At 71.8% G+C, this 20,953-nt stretch carries 16 protein-coding genes and 1 pseudogene; 8 read left to right on the top strand and 9 right to left on the bottom strand.

All coding sequences use genetic code 11. The annotated features are described in order from the left end of the window. Positions 1–4 precede the first annotated feature (4 nt). Complete coding sequence (locus ACFYZZ_RS13285) at positions 5–3,307, bottom strand: S8 family serine peptidase (protein WP_389174773.1); 3,303 nt, start codon at positions 3,305–3,307, stop codon at positions 5–7. Between the two features lie 157 nt (positions 3,308–3,464). Continuing rightward, a complete protein-coding gene (locus tag ACFYZZ_RS13280; protein ID WP_389174770.1) occupies positions 3,465–4,007 on the bottom strand; it encodes a CGNR zinc finger domain-containing protein in 543 nt (180 codons plus the stop codon). 105 nt (positions 4,008–4,112) lie between these two features. On the opposite strand from ACFYZZ_RS13280, the gene ACFYZZ_RS13275 reads away from it, so the two are divergent. The 6 genes from ACFYZZ_RS13275 (at position 4,113) to ACFYZZ_RS13250 (ending at position 10,686) form a co-directional block, all read left to right on the top strand. Continuing rightward, entirely contained in the window at positions 4,113–4,559 is a 447-nt protein-coding gene (locus tag ACFYZZ_RS13275) for a VOC family protein (protein ID WP_389174768.1), read from the top strand. Positions 4,560–4,561: 2 nt separating this feature from the next. Further along, the gene (locus ACFYZZ_RS13270; protein ID WP_389174765.1) at positions 4,562–5,515 is read left to right on the top strand and encodes a pyridoxamine 5'-phosphate oxidase family protein; all 954 of its coding nucleotides are present in this window, start codon (positions 4,562–4,564) and stop codon (positions 5,513–5,515) included. Between the two features lie 9 nt (positions 5,516–5,524). Further along, positions 5,525–5,971 (top strand): NUDIX hydrolase, encoded by a 447-nt coding sequence (locus ACFYZZ_RS13265; RefSeq protein ID WP_386571711.1) that lies wholly within the window; start codon positions 5,525–5,527, stop codon positions 5,969–5,971. 231 nt (positions 5,972–6,202) lie between these two features. After that, on the top strand, positions 6,203–7,957 hold the full coding sequence (locus ACFYZZ_RS13260; RefSeq protein ID WP_389174763.1) for a TIGR03767 family metallophosphoesterase: 1,755 nt from the start codon (positions 6,203–6,205) through the stop codon (positions 7,955–7,957). Positions 7,958–8,051: 94 nt separating this feature from the next. After that, positions 8,052–9,167, top strand: a complete 1,116-nt coding sequence (locus ACFYZZ_RS13255; RefSeq protein WP_389174760.1) for a serine hydrolase domain-containing protein — start codon at positions 8,052–8,054, stop codon at positions 9,165–9,167. Positions 9,168–9,318: 151 nt separating this feature from the next. Further along, positions 9,319–10,686 (top strand): glycosyltransferase, encoded by a 1,368-nt coding sequence (locus tag ACFYZZ_RS13250; protein ID WP_389175747.1) that lies wholly within the window; start codon positions 9,319–9,321, stop codon positions 10,684–10,686. On the opposite strand, the pseudogene ACFYZZ_RS13245 reads toward ACFYZZ_RS13250, so the two are convergent. From ACFYZZ_RS13245 to pepN, 3 genes and pseudogenes are all read right to left on the bottom strand, one after another. Beyond that, positions 10,636–11,004, bottom strand: a pseudogene (locus ACFYZZ_RS13245) (GNAT family N-acetyltransferase); the annotation flags it as partial. The gene ACFYZZ_RS13250 and the pseudogene ACFYZZ_RS13245 overlap by 51 nt on opposite strands. Positions 11,005–11,114: 110 nt before the next feature. Continuing rightward, on the bottom strand, positions 11,115–12,152 hold the full coding sequence (locus ACFYZZ_RS13240) for a hypothetical protein (RefSeq protein ID WP_389174758.1): 1,038 nt from the start codon (positions 12,150–12,152) through the stop codon (positions 11,115–11,117). Between the two features lie 207 nt (positions 12,153–12,359). Continuing rightward, a complete protein-coding gene (gene pepN, locus ACFYZZ_RS13235; protein WP_389174755.1) occupies positions 12,360–14,939 on the bottom strand; it encodes an aminopeptidase N in 2,580 nt (859 codons plus the stop codon). Between the two features lie 139 nt (positions 14,940–15,078). Here pepN and ACFYZZ_RS13230 point away from each other — a divergent pair, with 139 nt between their 5' ends. Beyond that, the gene (locus tag ACFYZZ_RS13230) at positions 15,079–15,741 is read left to right on the top strand and encodes a DsbA family protein (protein WP_389174752.1); all 663 of its coding nucleotides are present in this window, start codon (positions 15,079–15,081) and stop codon (positions 15,739–15,741) included. A 38-nt stretch (positions 15,742–15,779) separates the two neighbouring features. Here the strand turns inward: ACFYZZ_RS13230 and ACFYZZ_RS13225 are convergent, their stop codons facing one another. The 4 genes from ACFYZZ_RS13225 to ACFYZZ_RS13210 all read right to left on the bottom strand — a co-directional run bounded on the left by ACFYZZ_RS13225 (position 15,780) and on the right by ACFYZZ_RS13210 (position 19,351). After that, positions 15,780–17,207 (bottom strand): FGGY family carbohydrate kinase, encoded by a 1,428-nt coding sequence (locus tag ACFYZZ_RS13225; RefSeq protein WP_389174750.1) that lies wholly within the window; start codon positions 17,205–17,207, stop codon positions 15,780–15,782. Positions 17,208–17,218: 11 nt separating this feature from the next. Next, a complete protein-coding gene (locus tag ACFYZZ_RS13220) occupies positions 17,219–18,241 on the bottom strand; it encodes a 2-hydroxyacid dehydrogenase (protein WP_389174748.1) in 1,023 nt (340 codons plus the stop codon). Then, complete coding sequence (locus tag ACFYZZ_RS13215) at positions 18,238–18,414, bottom strand: hypothetical protein (RefSeq protein ID WP_389174746.1); 177 nt, start codon at positions 18,412–18,414, stop codon at positions 18,238–18,240. The genes ACFYZZ_RS13220 and ACFYZZ_RS13215 overlap by 4 nt, the downstream gene beginning before the upstream one ends. A gap of 157 nt (positions 18,415–18,571) precedes the next feature. Beyond that, positions 18,572–19,351 (bottom strand): DeoR/GlpR family DNA-binding transcription regulator, encoded by a 780-nt coding sequence (locus ACFYZZ_RS13210; RefSeq protein ID WP_389175745.1) that lies wholly within the window; start codon positions 19,349–19,351, stop codon positions 18,572–18,574. Between the two features lie 177 nt (positions 19,352–19,528). Here ACFYZZ_RS13210 and ACFYZZ_RS13205 point away from each other — a divergent pair. Continuing rightward, a partial coding sequence (locus tag ACFYZZ_RS13205) for an FGGY-family carbohydrate kinase (RefSeq protein WP_389174744.1) occupies positions 19,529–20,953 on the top strand: 1,425 nt, incomplete at its 3' end.

Below are 20,953 nucleotides of genomic sequence, written 5' to 3'. Positions count from 1 at the left end.
CGCGTTACGGCGTGACCTTCTCGATCTTCACGCTGCCGACGCCCGCGACCGTGCCGCGCGCGTTCACCAGCTGCAGCCGGCCGAAGAACTCGCGGCCCGCGGGGGCCTCGGCGGCGGCCGTGACCTGGCCGGTCACCGTGGCCGAGTCACCCGTGCCGAGCTTGACCGGGGCCGAGTCGTCGACCGTGACGGTGCCGAGCGTGGAGGCGAAGAACACGTCCCGGTAGTCGTAGTCGGTCGCACCGGACGGGACCGCGTAGCCCACGACCTTGATGGTGTACGTGCCGGCGGCCGGGGACGGGACGGAGACCGCCTCCTCCGAGTCGCCGTCCGCGGACTGCGCGACCTGCTTGCCACTCGCGTCGTACACGGTCAGGTCGAGGTCGGCGGCCGCGTCGGAGACGTTGCCGATGGCCACGTCCAGGGACTTGGCGCCGGCCGGGACGTCCACCGTGGTGGTCTGGGTCTCGCCCTCCTTGATCGACGGACGGGCCGCCTTGGCGGAGCCCAGCGGGCCGCCGACCAGCTTGCCGTCGAGCGCCGCGTACTTGTTGGTCACCTTCCAGGAGGCGGTGGCCGGGGTGCCGACCTTGGCCTCGGGCACGGTCACGGTCTCCGGGTCGAAGGCCGCGCCGAGGACGGAGACGTCCAGCTTGTACGGGTTGTCGAGCAGCGGCGAGGTACGGCGCGACTCGACCTCGATCTCCCAGACACCGGCCTGCGGGTCGGCGTAGGAGCGGACGTCCGGCTTGCAGCCGTTGCCGTCGAGGTAGTTGTTGTAGCAGTACGGGGTGCCGGTGTTGTCGACCGGAGTGCCGTACGGGTGGATCGCGATGAACCGGGTCTGGCTCTTGTCCGTCAGCCCGCTCATCGCGACCTCGAGGGACTTGGCGCCCGCGGGCACGTTCAGGAAGTACGACTGCGTGCTGTTGCGCTGCACCGAACCCGACGCGGAGTAGGTGTAGTTCACCGGGGCGGAGACCACGACGGTGGTGAGGATCTGCTTGTCGACCCCCTCGGTCCGCGGGTCGTCGACCTCCAGGATCGCGCTCTTGATGCCCGCCGACCGCGGCGCCGCCTGGACCTTGACGGTCACCGGCTGGTTCAGCGGCAGTCGCACGACGTCGTCGCCGAGGATCCGGAAGGTGTCACCGGCGTTGTTCGCGAAGTTCAGCTCGTGCCAGACGGCCTTGTCCGGGCCGGAGGTACGGGTGATGGTGACGTCGTACGTCTTCTTCTGGCCGGCCTTCAGGCCGCCCTCGCGGTCGTACAGGCCGGTGCCGAAGCCCGGGGTCTTCAGCGCCTGGTCGAGCGCGGTGTCGACCGGGGCCTTGACGGTGTAGTCGTGGGCGGTCGCGTCGTCGCGGATCGCGTCCCACGCGTCCACGATGTTGATGCGGCCCGCGCCCTCCTCGTACGCCTGCACACCCTTGATGTGGTCGGCGGTCGAGGTCAGCGCCGTGCGCAGGGTGGCGGGCGTCAGGTCGATGCCCTTCTGCTTGGCGGCCGACAGCAGCAGCGCGGAGGCGCCGGTGGCCTGCGGGGACGCCATCGAGGTGCCCTGCAGCATCGAGTAGCCGGCCGGCAGCGAGTAGCCCGACTCGGCGACCGGGGAGCCCGGCAGCCAGGTCTGGGTGGTGTTGATCGCGGCACCGGGCGCGACCAGGGTCGGCGTGAAGCCGCCGTCCTCACGCGGGCCGCGCGAGGAGAACGGCATCATCGCGTACCGCTTCTCCACCTGCGAGCCGTAGTTGGCCGCCCAGGTCTGCTTCGAGATGGCCGCGCCGACCGAGATCACCTTGTCCGCGAGGCCCGGGTCGCCGATGGTGTTGGCGCCGGGGCCGGAGTTGCCCGCGGAGATGACGAGCTGGACGCCGTAGGTGTCGATGAGCCGGGTGTACAGCTCGGCGCGCGCGTTGTTGCCGTCGTTCAGCGCCGGGAGGCCGCCGATCGACATGTTGACGATGTCGACGCCCCGGTTGGTCACCAGGTCGATCATGCCCTCGGTGAGGGCGACGTTGGTGCAGCCGCCGGTCCAGGTGCAGGCACGGGACGAGACGATCTTCGCGCCGGGAGCCGCGCCGTTCATCTCGCCGCCGAACAGGCCGTTGGCGGAGGTGATGCCGGCCACGTGGGTGCCGTGCTCGGACTCGATGACGCCGATGTTGACGAAGTCGGCCTTCTTGCCGACCCAGGACCCGCCGAAGGGGTCCATCGGGACGTCCTTGCGGATCTGCACGACGAACGGCACCCGCTCGACGACGTCCGTCTTCGGGTCGTCGGTACCGAAGTAGCCGATCTGGTAGCCGTCCTTGTACGGCTTCATCGGCGTGTCGTCGGTGAAGTCGTGGTTGTTGTTCAGGTCGACCGTGACCGTGCCGGCCGTCGCGTCGTACAGGACGCCCCAGCTGTCGGTGGTGTCGCCGTCCCGGTCGAGGTCGCCCTTCTCGTCGCCGCCGGTGGTCGCGGACTCCTTGAAGGTGCTGATCCCGTACGAGCCCGCCGCCGCCGTCCAGGTCTGGCCGCCGTAGCTGAAGCTCGGACCGGAGACCGAGGTGACCATGGGCCGCCAGGTGGCGTCGCTGTCCAGGATCGGGTCGGTCGCGGTCACCCAGTCGACGATCTTGCGCTCGCCGGTGGTGGTCTTCTGCAGCGCCGGGTGGCCGAGGTCGACGCCGGAGTCGAGGATGCCGATGGTGACGCCCCGGCCGTCCGCCTTCGGGTGCTCGTCGACGAAGTCGACGGCGCCGGTCTCGAAGGACGGGTTGTACGGGTTCTCGGCCGGCGTGTCCTTGCCGGGGCCCCGGTAAGTCGTCGTGGCCGTCGCCGACTTGGCGGTGTCCGCGTTCGGCGCCGGGTCGTCGAGCGCGATCTCCTGGCGCAGGTCGATGGCGTGCACCGAGGACAGCTTCGCGGCGGCCGCGATCGCCGAGTCCGCCTTGGCGGTCGGGACGGTGGCGCGGACGTAGCCGAGCTTGTCGTAGGTGCGGCCCACCGAGCCGCCCTTGACCGCGTCCAGCTCCTCGGCGACCTGCTCGGTCTTCCCGGGCGCGGTCGCGACCATCATCGTGACGGTCTTGTCGCCGTCCGCCTTGGCCTCGGCGAGCAGGTCCGCGTCGTCCGAACCGAGCTTGTCCCGGGCGGACTTGACGCCGGGGTCGGCGGCCGTGGCGGACGGTGTGTCCGCGGCGAGGGCCAGGGGTATCGGCCCGGTCGCACAGAGAGCGGCCACCACGCCGACGGCCAGGCCCATGCGGGTCAGGCGTCTGTGGCCGGGTATCGGATCGCGCTCGGGGGTGTGGGTCATCGGCATCCCTTGTAGGTAAAGAATCCAGTGCCGGACGAGGGCACAGCTTTACCCAAGGGCCAGGAATTTGGGACCCGTTGACCGAATCGATATGCATGTATGGGGAAAACCCGCGATGGGGTTTGAGCGGATTGGACCCGTCTGGTTCGGGATTCGCTCAGTTCTCCTTGGAGCGGGCGTAATGACGGGACGCCTTCGCCCGGTTGCCGCACGCGGCCATCGAACACCAGCGGCGGGTGCCGTTCCTGGACGTGTCGAAGAAGTGCAGGATGCACGTCTCATGGGCGCAGGCACGGATCCGGTCCGGGGCCTGCGCCAGCAGCTCCAGATAGTTCCGGGCAGCCAGCCAGGCCGGACCCCAGGCCGGGTCGGCGAACTCGGGCTCCTCGGCCGCCCCCCGCTCGGTCAGCCGGGCCCGGATGCGCCCGTGCGCGAGGACGGCGTCGACGAGCGGCGCCCCCTCGGCCAGTGACCCGTCCACCGCGGCCTTCAGCGCCTCCCGTGCCTGGCGCACATGGTCCAGCACGTCCTCGTCGGCCGCGTGGGCGCCGTCGAGCCCGTTGCTCGCGAGCCACACCGCGAGCCCCTCGGTGTCGGCGAGCAGGTCCTGGGTGACGCCCTCCCGGTTCCAGCGGGTGTTGATCAGGTCGAGGGCGAGGGGCTCACCGGTGAGCGGGCGGGGATCGCGGGCGGCGGGCATCGGGCACTCCTTCTCGGCTAACCGCTCAAGAGTACGTGACTGGTTGCACCTCCGCCTCTAACTCTCTACTCTGATGTCAACGGTTACAAACTCGATGGGGGAGCCATGACTCTGCGCACCGGCCACACCGGCCTGAACGTCACCGACCTCGACCGCTCGCTCGCCTTCTACCGGGACGTCCTGGGCTTCACCCTGCTCGCCGAGGGCAAGGAGGACGACCGGCGCTACGCGTTCCTGGGCGACGGCGGCGAAGGCCCCGTCCTCACCCTCTGGCAGCAGGCGCGTCAGGGGTACGACGGCGGCCGGGCCGGACTGCACCACCTGGCCTTCACGGCCGACTCGATGGACCGGGTCCGGGAGTACGAGACGGCGCTGCGCGGCGCCGGGGTGGAGTTCGCCCACGAGGGCGTGGTGGCCCACCGGGAGGGCGCGGCCTCCGGCGGGATCTTCTTCCACGACCCGGACGGCACCCGCCTGGAGATCGCCGCGCCCCTGGGTGCCGAGACCGCCCCCGTCCCGAACGCATCCGCTCCGACCTGCGGTTTCTTCTAGCCATGAGCGTCTACCACGCCGGTTCGCGTGCCGTGCACGACCTGGTCGGCGTCCGCGACCGCGCCGACCACGTCGGCCGCTCCCTCGGCCAGGACATCAAGCCGGTCGCGGCGGCCTTCCTGGGCCTCCAGCCGCTGCTGGTCGTGGGCGCGGAGGCCCCGGAGACGGGCCGGGTGTGGGCGTCCGCCCTCACGGGCGCACCGGGCTTCGTGCGGGTTACGGGTCCGAGGCAGATGTCGGTCGTCACGAACTCCGGCCAGGGGGACCAACCTGAAGGGGCGCGGGGAACTGCGCGACCAACCACATACGACCCGCACTTGCACGACGGAGATCCGCTCACCACGGCCCTGAAAACCCCGGGCACCCATATAGGAACCGTCGCCCTGGATCCCCGCACCCGCCGCCGCATGCGCCTCAACGGCCGGCTCCGGCCCACGGCCCGTGGCTTCGCGGTCGAGGCCGACCAGGTCTTCTCCAACTGCCCCAAGTACATCCAACGCAGGGAGTCCTACGAGACCCTCACCGACCGCACACCAGGCACCCCCCACCCACTGACCGAACTCACCCACCAGGCAGCGGAGTTCATCCACGCGGCCGACACCTTCTTCCTGGCCACCGTGCACCCCGGCGGAGCCGACGTCAGTCACCGCGGCGGCAACCCCGGCTTCGTCCAGGTCCGTTCACCGCACGAACTGAGCTGGCCCGACTACTCCGGCAACGCCATGTTCCTCACCCTCGGCAACCTGCGCACCGACCCGCGCGCCGGGCTGCTCTTCCTGGACTGGACGACCGGCACGGTGCTGCAACTCACTGGCGAGGCGCACACCGAGTTCACGGCCGACGGCGAGCGAACGGTCCGCTTCACCGTCGCCGAGGCGATCGAGACCCCCGCCGCCCTGCCCCTTCGCTGGTCCGCGCCCGAATATTCACCCGCCAACCCGGAGCCCACCCGCTAACGTCCGTCCATGCGACGGAAGCTGAGGGTGGCGGCCTACGCCGTGTGCGTGCGCGACGGACAGATCCTGCTCGCCCGCTCGCCGGGCCTCGACGGGACCCCCGAGTGGGTGCTGCCGGGCGGCGGCATGGAGCACGGCGAGGACCCGTACGACACCGTTCGCCGCGAGGTGACCGAGGAGACCGGCTACCGCATCGAGGTGACCGGCCTCCTCGGCGTGGACTCCCTCCGGCTCACCGGCTCCCGCCGCTTCGGCCGCCGTACGGACCACCACGGCGTGCGGATCGTCTACTCGGGCGAGATCGTCGGCGGTGAACTCCGCAACGAGGTCGGCGGCTCCACCGACTTCGCCGGCTGGCAGGACCTGGATGCCGTACCCGGCCTGAACCGGGTGCCGCTCATCGACACGGCGCTGCGGCTGTGGCGCGAGCGCCCTGCCGCGGGGCGGGTGGAATAGCTTCACTACCCCGGAAGATGAACACGGAGTGACCGCCTCCCGGCCGTCCGAGGAGCGGTTGTGGACGCGAAAGGTGGCCAGAGATCCACGTACGGTGATCGGCGCTGCGCGTTGCTGTCGTGTTCACGTACAGGTCATCCCCGGTGCCAACCATCCAGAGCGAGCGGGATGTTCGCGAGAGCGATCGCCCGCGACCACTGCCGACGCGTTCGCACTCGGGGAGATCGCGCCATGTCGCGCATACGCTCTGTCGCCACCTCCGCACTGGGGGTCCACCGCCGTACCGTCCTTGCCGCCGCCGGAGCGGTCTCACTCTCCGCGGGCCTCGGCTACGCCCTTCGCCCCACCGACAGCCAGGCCGCCGCCAGAACCGCGGAGGCGCCCGTCGCCCACTCCCGGCAGGCCGCCGCGGCGACCGCACTCGCGCCCTACACCAAGGGCACCACCCTCTCCTCCGTCGCCGCACCCCGCACCAGCTCCGGCTACCGGCGCCTCGGCGACGGCGCGGGCTGGAAGCGGGTCGTGCGCAGCGAGCTGGCGGCCCCCAAGTCCGGCCGCGCGTCCCGCCGTACGCCCCTCGCCGCGTTCGTGCAGTTCACCGACCTGCACCTGCAGGACGTCCAGCACCCGCTGCGTCTTGAGTACCTGCGCGCCACCGACCCGCACGCCTGGCGCCCGCAGGAGGCGCTGACCGTGCACGGCGCCATCTCGCTCGTCGAGCGGGTCAACGCGCTGCGCGGCGCCCCCGTCACCGGCTCGCCGCTCCACTTCGTCATGACGACCGGCGACAACACCGACAACAACGCCCACTCCGAACTGGAGTGGTACATGAAAGTGATGAGCGGCGGCCGCATCACGCCCAACTCCGGGGACCCGCGGCACTTCGAGGGCGTGCAGAACAGTGGCCTCAAGCTGTACTGGCAGCCCGACTCCACCACCCGCGACGGCGACAAGGCGCTCGGCTTCCCGTACCTGAAGGGCTTCCTGGCCGCCGCGATCCGCGAGGTGCGCAGCCCCGGCCTCAACCTGCCCTGGTACTCCACCGTCGGCAACCACGACGCCCTTCCGCTCGGCTGCTACGGCTCCCACGGCGACCCCTACCTCGCCGAGGCGGCCATCGGCGGCAAGAAGCTGATGAACGTCACCGCCGCCGAGGCCAAGAAGCTCCAGGACGCCATCAAGCAGGCCACCGACCCCAAGGGTGTCGGCTACCGCGACTTCCTCAAGGCCCACGCCCGCTCGATGCGCTCGGTCACCCCGGACGAGAAGCGGGCGCCGTACACCTCCGCGGACTATCTGAAGGCCCACCTGGACCCCGCTCACCAGGGCCTCGGCCCGGTCGGCCACGGCTACTCCTCGGCGAACCTGGACGCGGGCACCCAGTACTACGCCTTCCGCGTCTCCGAGGACGTCATCGGCATCAGCCTCGACACCACCGACGCCGGCGGCCACTACGAGGGCTCCATCGGCACCGCCCAGCTGAACTGGCTGAAGAAGACCCTGACGGACAACAAGGACTCCTACGCCGTCGTCTTCAGCCACCACACCAGCAAGACGATGACCAACACCCGCCCCGACCCGGCCCACCCGGGGGAGCGCCGCCACAACGGCGCAGAGGTGGTCTCGGTGCTGTCCGCCCACGCCAACGTGCTCGCCTGGGTGAACGGCCACATCCACAAGAACGTCATCACCCCGCACCAGGCGTCCGGCGGCCGCTCCTTCTGGGAGATCTCCACCGCCTCGCACGTCGACTACCCGCACCTCGCCCGGATCATCGAGCTGGTGGACAACAAGGACGGCACGATCTCCCTGTTCACCACCCTGATCGAGTCCGCGGCCCCGCACCGCACCGACTTCGCCGACCTCTCCCAGACCGGCCTCGCTGCCCTCTACCGCGAGCTGGCCTTCAACGCCCCCGGCGCCAAGACGACCCTCGCGGGCACCGCGGCCGACCGGAACACCGAGCTGGTGCTCAAGAAGGGCTGATATTCACTCAACCGGCCTACAGGCGGGCAACCTTCGCGCACCACCACCAGGTCCCTTCCCCCGACCGAACCGAACGGCACAGTTGGGGGAAGACATGCGTGCACGTACGACCCTGGTGGGCGGAACCGCCCTGGTCCTGTCGGCGGCCCTGGCGGGCCCGGCCTTCGCGGCCGGGCCCGACACGGGCGGCCACTCCGCCACGCGCAAGGCCATCGAGGCGGCCGTCCGGGCCGGTGTGCCCGGCGTGACCGCCACCGCGAAGGACACCCACGGCACCTGGTCCACGACGGCCGGCGTCGGCGACACCCGCACGGGCCGGCCGCGCTCGACGGCCGACCGCTACCGCGTCGGCAGCATCACCAAGACGTTCGTCTCCACCGTCCTGCTCCAGCTGGAGGCGGAGGGCCGGCTGTCGCTCGACGACACGGTGGAGAAGTGGCTGCCCGGGGTGGTGCACGGCCACGGCCACGACGGGAGCCGCATCACCGTCCGCGAGCTCCTCAACCACACCAGCGGCATCTACAACTACACCTCCGACGAGGACTTCGGCCGCACCTACTTCACCAAGGACGGCTTCTACGCACACCGCTACGACGCGATCACCCCGCGTGACCTGGTCGCGATCGCGATGAGGCACGAACCGGACTTCGCGCCGGGCACGTCCTGGCGGTACTCCAACACGAACTACGTCGTGGCCGGCATGGTGATCGAGAAGGTGACGGGCCACTCGTACGCCGACGAGATCACCCGCCGCATCATCGCCCCGCTGCACCTGACGGCCACCTCCCTCCCCGGCACGCGGGTCACCGTCCCGCGGCCCAGCAGCCGCGCCTACTCGAAGTTCACCGAGCCGACGGGCCCGTCGTACGACGTCACGAAGCTCAACCCCGCCATCGGCTCCTCGGCCGGCGAGATGATCTCGAACTCCGCCGACCTGGACCGCTTCTACAGCGCCCTCCTGCGGGGCCGGCTGCTCCCGCCCCGGCAGCTGAAGGAGATGAAGACCACGGTGCAGGACACCGGGTACGGCCTCGGCCTGGCGGACTACACGCTGAGCTGCGGCGTCCACGTCTGGGGCCACGACGGCGGCATCCACGGCTCCGCCTCCGCGGCGGTGACGACCGCCGACGGCCGCCACTCCCTGGCGGCCAATTTCAACGGAGACTGGACCGGGGACATGATCGCGGTGGTGGAAGGGGAGTTCTGTTAGTCAACGTTTCATTCGCGTAGTTCTGTGTTAACCCGTACGCAATGTCCGTACCGCCTCATATCGGCTAACCCGCTGTGGACGGGGATGGCTCGATCTTCTCGATCATTTATGCAAGGCGGGTGGTCGTGTGCGTACGAGGCACGGACTGCGTGTGCTGTCGGTCTACGAGGGCTTCTTCTCCGGAGGAGCCAGGATCGTGCACAGTGACGTCGTACTGGGACTGGCCGAGGGCGGCCAGTCCCACCGGGTGCTCAGCATCCATGGTGAGGTCCACCGCGAGGCCACCAGGCAGCGCATGGAGGACGACCACTGCTACCGCGCGCTGACGGCCGGCGAGGTCGCCGTCACGTCGCTGGGCCGCACCGCCGGCCTGGTGGACGGCTCGGTCGCGGCGTCTGTTTTCAGCGGACCGGAGCTGGCCGAAACCGCTCGGGCCATGGCCGGGGCGGATGTGATCCTCTCCCTCAAGGAGCAGCCGCTCGCCCTCCTGAACCAGGCAGGGCTGCCCCGCCGCCCGGTCGTGGTCGGCCTGCACCGCTCCGACCCCGAGAACCAGGGCCCCGCCCTGGACGAGCTGAAGGCGGCGATCGCCGACGGCACCGTGGCGGCGTGCGTGTGCTGCGCCGAGTCGACGCGGGCCGCCTACGAGGCCGCCGGCATCCCGGCCGAGCTGCTGCATGTGATCCCCAACGGCGTCGACCTGCTCCGGTTCCGCCCGGACGCGGCGGCCCGGCTGGCGTTCCGCACGTCCCTGGGCATCCCGGCCGCCGCCCCTGTGGTGGTCTTCGCGGCCCGGTACGCGCACATGAAGAACGTCCCGCTCTTCCTCCGGGCCGCCCGGACCTGGCTCGCCCGCGAGGGCGGCGGCCACGTGGTGATGTGCGGGGCCGGGATGACGGACGCCAACCCCGCCCTGCGGGCGGACCTGGCGGAGGCCTTCGCCGGGGAGCCGGGGCTCGCCGACCGGGTGCACCTGCTCGGCGTGCGGCACGACATGGAGGCCGTCTACGCGGGCTCCGACGTCGTCGCCCTGACCTCCGTCTCCGGGGAGGCGGCGCCGCTGTGCCTGATCGAGGGCATGATGTGCGGCGCGGTCCCGGTGACGACGGACGTCGGCGACAGCGCGGCGATCGTCACCGGCCACGGCTTCGTCACCCCGCCCGACCCCGGCGCGATCGCCCTCGCCTGGTCGGCCGCGATCGTGGGCCGCGCCGAGCTGGCTCCCGCCCTGGAACGCAGCCGTGAGCGCTTCAGCCGCACCCGCATGATCGCCGCGTACGCCGCGCTGCTCGACGAGGTGTACGCCTCACACGTGGGCGGGCAGCTGATCGCCGCGCAGCACGCTGTAGGCGACGCCGTCGCGCCACTTCCCGTCCCGGAAGACGATGCCGCGCAGTACGCCCTCGCGAGTGAAGCCGGCCTTCTCCAGGGCCCGCTGCTCGGCGATGTTCTCGGCCTCGGTGTCCGCCTCGATCCGCATCACGGGGGTGTGGGCGAAGAGGTGGCGGACGAGCTGTAGCTGGGCGCGGGTGCCGATTCCGCGCCCGCAGGCCTCGGGCAGCAGCTGGGCGCCGATGTTCCAGCAGTGGGTGGAGGGCGCGACGACGCGCTTGCGCCAGGCGACGAACCCGAGCGGGTCGGCGGCGTCCGCCACCACCAACAGGCCACCGTCCTCGCCCAGCAGCCCGTTCTCGGCGAAGCGGCGCCGGAACCGCCCGGGGTCCGACCACCCGTACCACTGGAACGGTCCGGCGGTCTCCGGCTCCAGCAGGAACCGTTCCAGCACGGTCAGGTCGTCCTCGCGAGCGGGACGCAGTACGACGGCTTCATCGCTCATCCCGCCACAGTAACGCGCTTGGTGCCTACGGGAGTTGGACATGAGGAGGGGCCACCGGCGTCGCTCCGGTGGCCCCTCCTCTCCCCTCCTGGTGCGTGCCCGGTCCGTCACTACCGCGGGAGCACCACGACATAGGCGGCCGGATCGCGGTCGCCGGAGGCCATCAGGGCCGTGCGGACGACCGCCGCCTGTTGCTCCAGGGACGCCCGGAGCTTCCTGGGGGTGATGTAGACGACCGTGATCCCCAGGCGTTCCAAGTGCTCGCGCTTGCGCGCGTATTCCGACCAGAGGGCGTCGTCGTCCTGGCGAGGGGCGCGGGTGTCCAGTTCCACCGCGACCGCCTGCTCGGGCCAGTACGCGTCCACGCCGCCCAGGTGGGGGCCGCCGGGCAGGCGCAGGTCCACGTTCCAGACCGGGTCGGGCAGGCCGTACTCGGCGACCATCCGGTAGAGGCGGTTCTCCGCGATCGCCCGGCCCTCGGCCAGCAGCGCGTCCACCGCGTCCACCACGTGCGGCCGGTTCAGCAGCTTGGCCTGGGTCAACTCCCGTACGACTTCCGCCGGTTCGCAGTGGCCGGCGCGTACCGCCTCGGTCAGCAGCCGGCGTACCGCGCCCGCGTCCGTCAGCTCGGCCACCGCGTCCGCCAGTGCGCGCGGCACCGGTGCCACCGGCAGGCCCGTCACCGTGCGGGGGGTGGGCAGGGAGGGGGTGCGCAGGACGCGGACGTACCCGCTGGAGCGCAGCCGGCGCAGGCGCGGGATCAGGACGTCGATGCGGTCCAGGGAGAGGAGCGGCGGGGTGGAGGAGAACCCGTGCAGGGTGAGGGCCGCGAGGCCCGTGATGACGGCGTCCGCGTGCACCGGGCGGTGCGGCTCGTCGGCCGTGGGCTGGGCCGGGACGCCGGGGGCCCACTCCCGCGCCGCGTACAGCAGGGCCCCGTGCAGGCGCTCCTCGCTGGTCGCCGGGCCGGGGTGGAGCAGGACCACGCCGGGCAGCAGCTGCTGCCAGGGGCCGCCGGTGCGGCACTGTTCGTTCAGTTCGGCCGTGGAGACGCCGTGGGAGCGGAGCTGACCCGCCGTCAGAACACGGCGGTGGACCTCGGAGAGGTGACGGAGGGGGCGGGGGGAGAGCGGGGTGTTGTGCGTCATGGCGTCGGGATTCCCGCGCTCCGTCCCACCTTTAACCGCTGTTACACGGCCGTCGATAAATGCGGACAAGACGGCACTAAAGGACGCGTGTTCGGGTGCCGAGTAGGCACGGAAAACCCCTGGTCCAATCGGGTGCGGACCAGGGGTTACGGCTGCTATTGCCTGAATTCCGTAACGGTCACCGACCGGGAAAGCTCAGGCCAATGATCAGGCTCCGGCGGCCGCCGTGTCGCACGCCTGTGCGCGCAGCGACCGCGCCAGGTCGTCCCGCGCCTCCAGCACCAGCCGGCGCAGCGCGGGCGCCGCGTCCGCGTGGGCCGCAAGCCACGCGTCCGTCGCGTCCAGCGTCTCCTGCCGGTCCTGGAAGCCGGGGAACAGGCCCCGTACGACGTCCATGCCGATCTGGATCGACCGCTCCTGCCACACCCGCTCGATCGCCGCGAAGTACTTCTCGGCGTACGGCGCCGTCAGCTCCCGCTGCGAGGGCCGGTCGAAGCCCGCGATCGTCGCCTCCACCAGCGCGTTCGACAGGGCGTCGGACTCCACGACCTGCGCCCAGGCCTGCGCCTTGACCGCCGCCGACGGGCGCGCGGCCAGGCAGCGGACCTGGTGACGCTTGCCGGACGCCGTGTCGTCACGGGCCAGTTCGGCCGCGAGGGCGGACTCGTCGGCCACTCCCCGGGCCGCCAGCGCATCCAGGAACGCCCAGCGCAGCTCCTGGTCCACGTCCAGGCCCTCGACCGTCTCCGTGCCGTCGAGCAGACCCTTCAGCAGCGCCAGGTCCGTCTCGCCGGCGGCGACCGTCGCGAAGAACCGCGCCCAGGCCAGCTGGTGCTCACTGCCGGGCTCGGCCGCCTGCAGCTCGCGCAGCGCGCCCTCGGCGAGCAGCTCCTCGCCGGTCGCCCGCCACTCGGGGGCCGCGTAGTGCACCAGCGCCGAGTCCGCCCACGCGTGCAGCATCTGCAGCACGCCGATGTCGGACTCCCGGCCCGCGAACCGCAGCACCAGGTCCACGAAGTCCCGCGCCGGCAGCAGGGCGTCCCGGGTCAGGTTCCACAGCGCCGACCAGCACAGGGCGCGCGCCAGCGGGTCGGTGAGCGCGCCCAGGTGCTCGCGCAGGGTGGCCAGCGAGGTCTCGTCGAAGCGGATCTTGCAGTAGGTCAGGTCGTCGTCGTTGACCAGCACCAGCTCCGGGGCCTCGGCTCCCGCCAGCTCCGCCACGACCGTGCGCGGACCCTCGACGTCCGTCTCCACGCGCGCGTACCGCTCCAGGGCGCCCTCGGGCGTACGGCGGTACAGGCCCACCGCGACCCGGTGCGGGCGCTCCTCGGGGTGCGACTCCGGCGCCACCTGCACCACCGCCAGCTCGGCCACCCGGCCCTCGGCGTCCAGCAGCACCTGCGGGGTCAGCGAGTTCACCCCGGCCGTCTGCAGCCAGGAGCGGGCCCACGCGGACATGTCCCGGCCGCTGGTCTCCGCCAGTACCGACAGCAGGTCGCCCAGGCGCGTGTTGCCGTACGCGTTCCGCTTGAAGTAGCGGCGCGCACCCTCCAGGAACGCGTCCTGGCCGACGTACGCCACCAGCTGCTTGAGCACCGAGGCGCCCTTGGCGTAGGTGATGCCGTCGAAGTTGAGCTTGGCGTCCTGCAGATCGCGGATGTCCGCGGTGATCGGGTGCGTGGAGGGCAGCTGGTCGGCGCGGTAGGCCCAGGCCTTGCGGCGGTTGGCGAAGGTGATCCAGGCGTCGGTGAAGCGGGTCGCGCCGACGTTCGCGAACGTGCCCATGAAGTCCGCGAAGGACTCCTTCAGCCACAGGTCGTCCCACCACACCATGGTGACCAGGTCGCCGAACCACATGTGCGCCATCTCGTGCAGGATGACGTTGGCCCGCGCCTCGTAGGAGGCCTGCGTCACCTTCCCGCGGAAGATGTACTCCTCGCGGAAGGTCACCATCCCCGGGTTCTCCATCGCGCCCAGGTTGTACTCGGGCACGAACGCCTGGTCGTACTTCCCGAACGGATACGGGTAGTCGAAGTGCTCGTGGAAGAAGTCCAGGCCCTGCTTGGTGACCAGGAAGACGTCGTCGGCGTCGAAGTGCGGGGCGAGACCCTTGCGGCACATCGCGCCGAGCGGGATCTCCAGCTTCGTCCCGTCCTCGAAGATCCGCTCGTAGGAGTCCGTCACATAGTGGTACGGACCCGCCACCACGCACGTGATGTACGTCGAGATCGGCTTCGTCTCCGCGAACCGCCAGACGCCTTCGGTGAGTTCACCGGCGCCGTTGCTCCACACCGTCCAGCCCTCGGGCGCCTGCACCTCGAAGCGGTACGGCGCCTTCAGGTCCGGCTGCTCGAAGTTCGTGAAGACACGGCGGGCGTCGGCCGGCTCGTACTGGGTGTAGAGGTAGACCTCGCCGTCCTCGGGGTCCACGAAGCGGTGCATGCCCTCGCCGGTGCGGGAGTAGGCGCACTGCGCGTCGACCGTCAGCTCGTTCTCGGCGGCCAGGTCCTCCAGCGCGATCCGGGTGCCGTCGAAGACCTCGCCCGGGTCCAGGTCCTTCCCGTTCAGCGTGACCGACGTCACGCTCGGGGCGACCAGGTCGGCGAACGTGGACGCGCCCGGCTCGTTGCAGCGGAACCTGATCGTGGTCACCGAGCGGAACGTGCGCGGCTCGCCGTTCGCGTCGCCCACGGCGGAACGCAGGTCCAGCGCCACCTCGTACCCGTCGACGGACAACAGGGCGGCCCGCTCCCGGGCCTCGTCGCGGGTCAGATTCTCACCGGGCACGGGCGGCACTCCCTCGTGATCGCTTGGATGGGATGGATCAGGACCGATCCTGCCACGCACTCCTGACACGGGACACCAGGGAATGGGGATGGCGAAGGGAATGTTGACCTTTCAAAAGACCGTTTCGCTGAGGAGAAGCATGTCCGAGACCGTGACCACGAGCGGCAAGACCCCCGTGGACTTCTGGTTCGACCCGCTGTGCCCCTGGGCCTGGATGACCTCCCGCTGGGTGCTGGAGGTGGAGAAGGTCCGCGAGATCGAGGTCCGCTGGCACATCATGAGCCTCGCCGTCCTCAACGAGAACAAGCTGGACGAGCTGCCCGAGGAGTACCGCGAGATGCTCGCCGTCAAGGCGTGGCAGCCGGTGCGCGTGGTCACCGCGGCCTGGCAGAAGCACGGCGCGGACATCCTCGGCCCGCTCTACACCGCGCTCGGCACCCGCTTCCACAACAACGGCGAGGGCGCCACCCTGGAAGCCATCGCCGCTGCGCTCGCGGACGTCGGCCTGCCCGCCGAGCTGATCGAGTACGCCGAGCAGAAGGACTTCGAGTTCGAGGCCGAGCTGCGCGCCTCCCACCAGGAGGGCATCGAGAAGGTCGGCCAGGACGTCGGCACCCCGGTCATCGCGGTCCCGGGCCCCGACGGTGAGCAGATCGCCTTCTTCGGTCCGGTCGTCACCCCCGCCCCCAAGGGCGAGGAGGCGGCCCGCCTGTGGGACGGCACCCTCGCCGTGGCCTCCGTCCCCGGCTTCTACGAGATCAAGCGGACCCGCACCAAGGGCCCGGACTTCAGCAACCTGTAAGCCCTGAAGCCTTTGTAAGTCATGCCGAACGGGCCCGGTCAGCGCCGGGCCCGTTCCCGTGCCTCCGCCAGGCGCCCGAGGTGCTCCTCGTACCCCCTCGCGTAGTACGCGGCACGGTCCGCGTCCGGCTCGACGACCCGGGTCGGCTCGGTCCAGGCAGCCGCGTCCAGGGCCGTGCCGAACCGCTCGGCCGCCGCCAGCACCGCGCCCCGCGCGCCCACCTCGCCCTCGACCACCCGCAGCGGGCGGCCCAGCACGTCCGCCAGGAGCCGCATCCAGGCGGGGCTGCGGGTGCCGCCGCCGCACACTGCGAGCGTCCCGGTCAGGCCCGCCGCCGCCAGGCAGTGCCGGGCCGCGTAGCCGATCCCCTCGCAGGTGGCGCGGATCAGGTCGGCGGGCGTCGACTCCAGGGAGACACCCGTGAGTTCGGCCCGCAGCCGGGGCTCCACGAAGGGGGCGCGCTCGCCGGAGGGCGCGAAGTACGGCAGCACCCGCACCCCGTGGGCGCCCGGCGGGGTGGCGGCCAGCAGGGCGTCGACCTCTTCGTGCCGCACGCCCGTCGTGTTCAGCACCCAGTCCAGGGCCGCCGTGCCGACCATCGCGGGCATCGCGCGCAGCCAGTGACCTGGCCGGTCGGTGGAGATGTACAGGCCGGCCGGTTCGCCGCCGAGGTCCAGGTCCGTGGTGGCGACCAGCGCGGCCAGGCAGGTGCCGACGATCAGCAGGCCGTCACCGGGCACGGTGACGCCCGCGCCGAGCGCACAGGCCGACAGGTCGTACGGGCCGTTCGCCAGCCGGGTGCCGGGCGGCAGCCCCGCGCCGCGCGCCGCGCCCGTCGCCACCGGATCGCTGACCGGCGCGAGCAGGCCCCTGCGGTGGGTCAGGCCGAGCAGCTCCACGACCCGGTTGTCGTAGGACCGGGTGCGCGGGTCCAGGAACGGCATCGACGCGTCCGACACGTCCGTCACCGCCCGCGCCGCGCCGGTCAGCCGCTGGAAGACCATGTCCTTGCAGTAGACGGCCGCGGCGGCCGCCTCCAGGGCTTTCGGCTCGTACCGGTCGAGCCACGCCAGCAGCGGGCCCGGGCAACCCGGGAACATCGCGCCGCCGGTGCGCCGGAACACGGTCTCGAAGGTGCCGTCCGCCAGCCACTGGTCGACCAGTTCATGGGCCCGGCCGTCCATCCAGGAGGCCGCCGGCCGCACCGGCCGGCCCGCCCCGTCCACCAGCCACACCCCGTCGCCCTGCCCGGTCAGCCCGGCCAGCTCCACCGGCTCCGGCACCCGCGCGGTCAGCGCCTCCAGTACGGCGACGACCGCCCCGTACACCTCCTCCATGTCCTGTTCCACGGCCCCGCCGCGCAGATCGAGCCCCACCGGCCGTGCCTCGACGCCCAGTTCGCGCCCACCGGCGTCGAACGCGGCCGCCTTCACCATGGACGTGCCCACATCGATCCCGACGAACATGTCGCTCCCCTTCAGGTCAGACAGTGCGCGAGCGGCTCCCCGCGCACCCAGCGGCCCACCTCGGCGGCGGCGATCCGGGCCGCCTTCTCCGCGACCGCCCGGCTGGCCCCGCCCAGGTGCGGGGTGAGGACGACACGGTCGGCGAGAGCGGGCAGCCGGGAGTCCGGCGGGAGCGGTTCGCGGGCGTAGGTGTCCAGGGCCGCCGCCGCGAGCCGCCCGCTCTCCAGCGCGTCGCACAGCGCGTCCTCGTCCAGCAGCGGCCCCCGGGCCGCGTTCACCACCACCGCCCCGGGCGGCAGCAGAGCCAGCTCGCGGGCGCCGATCAGACCGCGGGTCTCGGCGGTGAGCCGGGCATGCAGGGTGACGACGGCGGAGCGGCGCAGCAGGTCGTCCAGCGAGGACACCCGCAGCCCGTGCACCTCCCCGCGCACATAGGGGTCGTACACCATCACCCGCGCCCCGAAGGCGCACAGCGCCCGCGCCACCCGGCTGCCCACCGCGCCGTAGCCGACGAGTCCGACCGGCAGGTCCTCCAGCTCCAGACCGCTGTGCTCGTAGGTGTAGTACGCCGATCCGGCCCAACTCCCCTCGCGGGCGAGGAGTTCATGGGCCTGCGGGATGCGGCGCAGGGCGGCGAGGAGCAGACCGACGGTGAACTCGGCGGTGGCGGCGGCGTTGCGCCCGGGCGCGAAGCACACCCGGACGTCGTGCCGCTCGGCCGCCGCCAGGTTGACGTTGACCGGCCCGCCCCGGCAGACCACGACCAGCCGCAGCTCCGGGCAGGCGCCGAGGACGCGTTCGGTGACCGGGCCCATCTGGGTGACCAGGACCTGCGCGCCGGCGAGGGCGCCGATCAGTTCGTCCTCGGCGTCACTGGCCTCGCTCACCTCGGCGACGGGACCGAAGGGCTGCAGCGGCCAACCGAGGGTCAACTCCCGTACGTCACAGGCGGCTTCCTTCCCGAGCGCGGCCGTGATGAGGGACGGCAGGACGAAGTGGTCGCCGGCGGCCACCACACGCACACTGGAGGTCATCGCAGGGTGTCTCCCGTCTCGGCGTCGAAGACATGGGTGAGCCCGGCCGCCACTCGGACCCGCTCGTCGTGCCCGAGGCGGCCCTCAGGCCCGGTGAGCACCACCAGGTGCCGCTCCACCCCGTCGAGGGCGAGCGTGGCGATGCCCGACTCCAAAAGGGGTTCGTGGGCCACGACCCGGGCAGGGATGCCGTCGGCGGCGCCGGTGAGGCTGAGGTCCTCGGGGCGGATGAGGCACCCCCGACCAGCAGTTCACCGGACTTCAGACCCAGGTCCAGGCCACGGACCGCCTCCGCCGCCGGGCGGCCCCGCGACGTACGTCTTGCGCAGCTCACGTAACTCCAGCGCGGTCATCGCCCTCCCTCGGATCCGTGGCGCACACCTCGTAACGCACCTTGTGCTCGTCCAGATCGCGCAGCGCGTCCGGCGACGCCCCGTCGTCCACCAGCAGCCGGTCGAAGCGGGAGAGCGGGGCGACCCGGTGCAGGGCGACCCGGCCCAGCTTGGTGTGGTCGACCAGCAGCACGTTGCGCGCGGCCGCGTCGAGCATGGCCCGCTTCACGGAGACGATGTGCTGCTCCTGGTGGTAGGCGTAGCCGCCGTGCACGCCCGACGTCGACACGAAGCCCACGTCCACCCGCAGTTGCTCGACCGCCTCCACGCAGGACACCCCGAGGAAGGACGAGTGCAGCTGGTCGTAGTCGCCGCCGAGCGCCATCAGATGGATGCCCCGCCGGCCCGCGAGCAGGTTGATCGCCTCCAGGAAGTTGGTGACGACCGTGAGCGGGGTGATCTCGCCGAGCCGCAGCCAGCGGGCTATCTCCAGGGTGGAGGTGGAGTCGTCGAGGAGGATCGCCATGCCGGGCTCGATGGACTTCAGCGCCCGCTCGGCGAGCGCGGCCTTCTGCGGGCGCATGGTCTTCAGCCGGTACTGCACGTTCGACTCGAACACCCCGGACGGCTGCGCGGTCACCCCGCCCCGGAACTTCCGTACGATGCCCTGCCGTTCGAGTTCGTCCAGGTCCCGGTGGATGGTCATCAGGCTCACCGCGAACCGCTCGGCCAGCTCGGCCGCGGAGGCCGAGCCCTCGGCCAGCACGCGTTCGGCCATGGCGGCCTGCCGGGCCGCGGGTCCCGATCCGTGCCGTGCACCACTGCTGCTCGTCACGTGCAGAGGGTGTAACGGCAAAGGAAGGCCGTCAATCCCTTGTGCACGGGGAAAACAGGGGGAAATCTCGGAGGAGCGTGGGAAGTTCACGGAGCCGTTCGCTATCTGCGGGAGGTCCGGATGGGGTTGGCGTGGCTCGGGATCGACCTCGGGACGCAAGGGGTGCGCGCCCTGCTCGTGACGGCCGACGGCGGCGTCCTCGGCAGCGGTGCGGCGCCGCTGCGGCGCGGGCGGCGGGAGGGGGTGCGGCACGAGCAGGACCCGGGGGAGTGGTGGGAGGCGGTGTGCGCGGCCTGCGGGCGTGCGCTCGACGGGGCGCGGGTGAGCCTCGGCGGGGTCGCGGTGTGCGGGACCTCCGGGACCGTACTGCTCACGGACGACACCGGCCGCCCGGTGAGCCCTGCGCTCATGTACGACGACGGGCGGGCGGCGGCCGAGGCGGGCCGGCTGCGGTCGGCGGGGCTCGCGGTGCAGGACACCTGGGCGCTGCCGAAGGTGCGGTGGCTCGTCGAGCGGTACGGCCCCGGCCGGGTGGCGCACCAGCCCGACCTGATCAACGCGCGGCTCGTCGGCGGGCCTGTCCCCGCCGACTCCAGCCACGCCCTGAAGACGGCCTACGACGTGGAGCGCGACCGCTGGCCGGACCTCACCGGCCTGCCCGCGGGGACCCTCCCGGACGTCGTACGCCCCGGCACCCGGCTCGGCGAGGTCTGCCCGGCCGCCGCCGAGGCCACCGGCATCCCGGCCGGCACCCCGGTCATCGCGGGCATGACGGACGGCTGCGCGGCACAGATCGCCTCGGGCGCGCTGCGGGAGGGCGCCTGGAACTCGGTGCTCGGGACGACCCTGGTCCTGAAGGGAGCCGCCGCGGACCCGGTCCACGACCCGACCGGCGTGGTCTACAACCACCGTGCGCCCGACGGCACTTGGCTGCCCGGCGGCGCCTCCAGTGTGGGCGCCGGTGTCCTCACGGCCCGCTTCCCGGGCGCCGACCCGGCCGCTCTGGACACCGAGGCCGCCGCCTTCGAGCCCTCGAACGCGGTCGCCTACCCCCTCGTCTCCCCGGGCGAACGCTTCCCCTTCCGCGCCCCGCACGCCACCGCCCTCCTCCTCGGCGTCCCGGAGTCGGACGCCGACCTGTGGGCGGCCCTCCTCCAGGGCGTCGCCTTCACGGAACGTCTCTGCCTGGACTACCTCCACCACCTCGGCGCCCCCCTGCACGGCCCCCTCACCTTCACCGGCGGCGCGGCCCGCAGCCCTTACTGGACCCAACTCCGCGTCGACGTCCTGGGCCGCCCGGCCAGGATCCCGGAACAGCCGGAACCCGCCCTGGGCATGGCCGCACTGGCCGCCTACGGCACCGGCGCCGCACCCACGCTCGCGGACGCGGCCGAGCACATGTCACGCCCCGGCACGACCGTCGACCCGCGCCCGGACCATTCGGCCCGCTTCACCGAGCCGTACGCCCGGTTGGTGGGCGAGTTGGAGTTTCGGGGGTGGCTGTCGAAGGAGGTCGCCGCGCATGCGCGGGAGCGGCTGGCCCGG

It is taken from the genome of Streptomyces sp. NPDC001816 (assembly GCF_042892235.1).
Classification (GTDB): Bacteria; Actinomycetota; Actinomycetes; order Streptomycetales; family Streptomycetaceae; genus Streptomyces.
Note: the sequence above shows the minus strand (reverse complement) of the source record. Positions and strands in the feature narration are given on the sequence as shown.